This window comes from Pseudomonas sp. PB106 (assembly GCF_009764645.1).
Lineage (GTDB): Bacteria > Pseudomonadota > Gammaproteobacteria > Pseudomonadales > Pseudomonadaceae > Aquipseudomonas.
Genome location: NZ_RWIM01000042.1, coordinates 1 through 5,108, shown reverse-complemented (window position 1 = coordinate 5,108; position 5,108 = coordinate 1). Strand labels below are relative to the sequence as shown.

General features: G+C 58.4%; 5 protein-coding genes. 3 read left to right on the top strand and 2 right to left on the bottom strand.

Features of this window, described 5'->3' with window-relative positions; all coding sequences use genetic code 11:
• Positions 1–46: 46 nt before the first annotated feature.
• Positions 47–829, bottom strand: coding sequence for a PhzF family phenazine biosynthesis protein (locus EJA71_RS06105; protein WP_158955188.1), 783 nt, complete (start codon positions 827–829; stop codon positions 47–49).
• A 95-nt stretch (positions 830–924) separates the two neighbouring features.
• Complete coding sequence (gene ybaK, locus EJA71_RS06100) at positions 925–1,395, bottom strand: Cys-tRNA(Pro) deacylase (protein WP_158955186.1); 471 nt, start codon at positions 1,393–1,395, stop codon at positions 925–927.
• 362 nt (positions 1,396–1,757) lie between these two features.
• Here ybaK and EJA71_RS06095 point away from each other — a divergent pair, with 362 nt between their 5' ends.
• The 3 genes from EJA71_RS06095 to EJA71_RS06085 all read left to right on the top strand — a co-directional run bounded on the left by EJA71_RS06095 (position 1,758) and on the right by EJA71_RS06085 (position 5,040).
• Positions 1,758–2,609 (top strand): MIP/aquaporin family protein, encoded by an 852-nt coding sequence (locus EJA71_RS06095; protein WP_158955184.1) that lies wholly within the window; start codon positions 1,758–1,760, stop codon positions 2,607–2,609.
• A 77-nt stretch (positions 2,610–2,686) separates the two neighbouring features.
• A complete protein-coding gene (gene glpK, locus EJA71_RS06090; RefSeq protein ID WP_122606844.1) occupies positions 2,687–4,189 on the top strand; it encodes a glycerol kinase GlpK in 1,503 nt (500 codons plus the stop codon).
• Between the two features lie 95 nt (positions 4,190–4,284).
• The gene (locus EJA71_RS06085; protein WP_007916700.1) at positions 4,285–5,040 is read left to right on the top strand and encodes a DeoR/GlpR family transcriptional regulator; all 756 of its coding nucleotides are present in this window, start codon (positions 4,285–4,287) and stop codon (positions 5,038–5,040) included.
• The last annotated feature ends 68 nt before the right edge of the window (positions 5,041–5,108 follow it).

Below are 5,108 nucleotides of genomic sequence, written 5' to 3'. Positions count from 1 at the left end.
ACAGGGATCAATGTAGGAGCTGCCGAAGGCTGCGATCTTTTAGCTTTTAACCCAGGATCAGGGTGCCGCTGGCCACCAGCGTCGCATGCCCGCCAATCTTCACCCGCTCCCCTTCCAACCGACAGAACAGCTCGCCACCCCGCGCCGAACGCTGGCACGCGGTCAGGCTCGATTTGCCCAGACGCTTCGACCAATACGGGATCAGGCTGCAATGCGTCGATCCGGTCACCGGATCCTCATTGATGCCGATTGCCGGTGCGAAATAACGCGAGACGAAATCATGCTGATTACCCCGCGCCGTGACGATCGCGCCCAGCCACGGCAGCTTGGCCAGCGCGACCATGTCAGGGTTGCAATCGAGCACGGCCTGCTCGGATTCCAGCACGACAAACAGTTCGTTGGAACCCAGCACATCCACCGCCTCAACGCCCAGCGCCCGCTCGACATCCAGGGTCACGCCAATTTCTGACGGCACGATCGAAGGGAAATCCAGCCACAACCGGTCACCCTCGCGAGTGACACTCAGCGGGCCGGACTTGCAGGTGAAGTCGATACGCTCGGCGGTTTCCTTGTAGACCTCGAATAGCACGTAAGCGCTGGCCAGCGTCGCATGTCCGCACAGCGGCACTTCAGTGGTCGGGGTAAACCAGCGGATATGCCAAGCCTGACCTTCGCGTACCAGAAACGCGGTTTCCGCCAGATTGTGTTCACCGGCGATCTTCTGCATCAGCTCATCCGCGAGCCACGCATCCAGCCGATAAATCATCGCCGGATTGCCACTGAACGGCCGATCACTGAACGCATCGACCTGATGAAACTCGAGCTGCATAACCTTCTCCCTAAGTCAGTCGACAGAGCATGCAACGCGTGCAGAATTGGCGCCAGTGACAAAACCGGCCAATTTTCCTCATACAGCGATAAGGCTTAGGCGCGACCAATATCGGCGAATTTGGCCTGAGTGTGTTCGGCGAGCACGGCGGGCGCCAATTCGACTTCCAGCCCGCGCCGGCCGGCACTGACATAAATAGTCGCAAAACCCTGAGCCGAGTTATCAATGAAGGTACGCAGGCGCTTCTTCTGTCCCAATGGGCTAATGCCGCCCAACAGATAACCCGTAGAGCGCTGTGCCGCCGCCGGGTCAGCCATTTCGACTTTTTTCACCCCAGCGGCGTGGGCCAGACCTTTAAGGTCAAGGCTTCCGACGACCGGCACCACCGCCACCAGTAGCTCACCTTTTTCACTGGCTGCCAGCAGGGTTTTAAACACCTGCGCCGGCTCAAGGGAAAGTTTTTCTGCAGCCTCCAGCCCGTACGACGCGGCTTTTGGATCATGTTCGTAACTGTGCACGCGATGTTCGGCACGAACTTTTTTCAACAAGTCCAACGCAGGGGTCATGGCAGCTCCAGGCTCGGCAGTGACAGAAAAATCCTCCGCCGGATTCTAGGTGATCAGCGCCTAAAAGGCTCTATCCCAAGCCACGAATCCCGGGGCTTGCAGACATTCCGAGCACTCTCCGCAACGTCGAGTACACAGGATCATTCATCCAGCGAATAGTTATATTGTGACTGGCCGTTCACTTTCGACCTTTGACAGGTTTGTTTCTTGTCTATATTTTTTCGAATCTGAATAATGTAAGAATTATCATCATTGCAGCACCCAGCAGTAAACCGGGAACCGAATGGGGATTCCAACCCGGTGAAAATCGCGCCCTGCCCTGACGGCAATGCGCCAGACAACAACAAAAACCGAGGTTTTCAATGACGACTGCTTTACAGCAACCAACGCTCTCGAGCCAATGCATGGCCGAGTTTCTGGGTACCGCACTCCTGATCTTTTTCGGCACCGGCTGTGTCGCCGCGCTCAAAGTCGCGGGCGCCAGCTTCGGCTTGTGGGAAATCAGCATCATCTGGGGCGTCGGCGTGAGCATGGCGATCTACCTCACTGCCGGGGTTTCCGGCGCACACCTGAACCCGGCCGTGAGTATCGCGTTGGCGATTTTCGCCGACTTCGAAAAGCGCAAACTGCCCTTCTATATTCTTTCGCAGATCGCTGGCGCCTTCTGCGGAGCGCTGTTGGTTTACACGCTGTACAGCAATCTGTTCTTCGATTTCGAACAAACTCACCAAATGGTTCGCGGCTCGGCCGCCAGCCTTGAATTGGCCTCGGTGTTCTCGACCTTCCCGAACCCGGTGCTTTCGACCGCTCAGGCGTTCCTGGTCGAGATGATCATCACCGCGATCCTGATGGGCGTGATCATGTCCCTCACCGACGACAACAACGGCCTGCCGAGAGGCCCACTGGCGCCGCTGCTGATCGGTTTACTGATCGCCGTGATCGGCAGTTCGATGGGCCCGCTGACCGGTTTTGCGATGAACCCGGCGCGGGACTTCGGTCCAAAACTGATGACTTTCTTCACTGGCTGGGGTGAAATTTCCTTCACTGGCGGCCGTGACATTCCGTACTTCCTGATTCCGATTTTTGCACCGATTGTCGGTGCCTGCCTCGGCGCTGCCGGGTATCGCGGGCTGATTGCCCGCCACCTGACCGGCGCCACACCTGCTACAAAGGATGCAGAACCGGCCATTGACGGCAAACCAAGAACTTCTTGAAACAGTCGGCGCAGGCTCCTGCCCAATAGAGCCTGCGCCACGGCCCACTCTCCCTTATTTCGTCCAAGGCAATCGACATGACCGACATTCAGAATAAGAACTACATCATTGCCCTTGATCAGGGTACGACCAGCTCCCGCGCGATCATTTTTGACCGCGATGCGAACGTGGTCTGCACCGCGCAGCGCGAATTCGCCCAGCATTATCCGCAGGCCGGTTGGGTCGAACATGATCCGATGGAAATTTTCGCCACCCAAAGCGCAGTGATGGTTGAAGCGCTGGCGCAGGCCGGTCTGCACCACGACCAGGTTGCCGCCATCGGCATCACCAACCAGCGCGAAACCACCGTGGTCTGGGACAAGACCACTGGCCGCCCGGTGTACAACGCTATTGTCTGGCAGTGCCGCCGCAGCACCGAGATCTGCCAGCAGCTCAAGCGTGACGGCCACGAAGACTACATCCGTGACAACACCGGTCTGGTCACCGACCCGTACTTCTCCGGCACCAAACTGAAGTGGATCCTCGACAACGTCGAAGGCAGCCGCGAGCGTGCGCGCAACGGCGAACTGCTGTTCGGCACCGTCGATAGCTGGTTGATCTGGAAATTTACCGGCGGCAAGGTACACGTCACCGACTACACCAACGCCTCGCGCACCATGCTCTTCAACATCCACTCGCTGGAGTGGGACTCGAAGATGCTGGAGATCCTCGACATCCCGCGCGAAATGCTCCCGGAAGTGAAGGCTTCTTCGGAAATCTACGGTCGCACCAAAAGCGGCATCGCCATCGGCGGCATCGCCGGCGACCAGCAAGCCGCTCTGTTCGGCCAGATGTGCGTCGAGCCAGGCCAGGCGAAAAACACCTACGGTACCGGCTGCTTCCTGCTGATGAACACCGGCGACAAAGCGGTGAAATCCCAGCACGGCATGCTCACCACCATTGCTTGCGGCCCGCGCGGCGAAGTCGCTTACGCACTGGAAGGTGCTGTGTTCAATGGCGGTTCGACCGTGCAGTGGCTGCGTGATGAACTGAAGATCATCAATGACGCCCACGACACCGAATACTTCGCCAATAAAGTGAAGGACAGCAACGGCGTGTACTTGGTGCCGGCGTTCACCGGTCTCGGCGCTCCGTACTGGGACCCGTATGCCCGTGGCGCACTGTTCGGCCTGACCCGCGGTGTACGCGTGGATCACATCATCCGCGCCGCGCTGGAATCGATCGCCTACCAGACCCGTGACGTGCTCGACGCCATGCAACAGGACTCCGGCGAACGCCTCAAAGCCCTGCGCGTGGACGGCGGTGCGGTGGCGAACAACTTCCTCATGCAGTTCCAGGCCGACATCCTCGGCACGCAGGTCGAGCGTCCGCAAATGCGCGAAACCACCGCACTCGGCGCGGCGTACCTGGCCGGTCTGGCGTGCGGTTTCTGGGGCAGCCTGGAAGAACTGCGCGGCAAAGCGGTGATCGAGCGCGAGTTCGAGCCGAGCCTGGACGAAGTGGAGAAAGAGAAGCTGTACAAAGGCTGGAAAAAAGCCGTCAGCCGCACCCGTGACTGGGCGCGTGAAGACGCTGAATAAGCCAACCTTCTGTTTCAGATAGGCATCTAACTGGTAGGGAGCAGATTCCTGCGGCATCATGGGCAAATTTTGCACGGCAGCCCAAAGGAAGCCCCATGAATCTGCCTCCCCGTCAGCAGCAAATCCTCGAACTGGTCCGCGAACGCGGCTATGTGAGCATCGAGGAAATGGCCACGCTGTTCGTTGTTACCCCGCAAACCATTCGCCGCGACATCAATCAGCTCGCCGAAGCCAATCTGCTCCGCCGTTACCATGGCGGCGCCGCCTATGATTCCAGCGTCGAAAACACTGCCTATGCGATGCGCGCAGATCAGATGCGCGATGAGAAACAACGCATCGGCGAAGCCATCGCTGCGCAGATCCCCGATCACGCCTCGCTGTTCATCAATATCGGTACGACGACCGAATCGATTGCCCGCGCCCTGCTCAATCACAATCACCTGAAAATCATCACCAACAACCTGCACGTGGCCTCCATGCTCAGTGCCAAGGATGATTTCGATGTGCTGCTGACCGGCGGCAATGTGCGTCGTGACGGAGGGGTTGTCGGTCAGGCCAGCGTGGATTTCATCAATCAGTTCAAGGTGGATTTCGCCCTCGTCGGGATCAGCGGTATCGATGAGGACGGCAGTTTGCTCGACTTCGATTATCAGGAAGTTCGGGTTTCGCAGGCGATCATCGCCAATGCGCGGCAGGTGATTCTCGCGGCGGACTCGAGCAAGTTCGGACGCAATGCGATGATTCGTTTGGGGCCGATCAGTCTGATTGATTGCCTGGTCACCGATCAGCAGCCGGTGCCGGCATTGGCGCAGTTGTTGAGTCAGCACAAGATTCGGTTGGAAGTCGTTTAACCCCCCCAAGATCAAAAGATCGCAGCCTTCGGCAGCTCCTACAGGTTAAGTGAACCCATGTAGGAGCT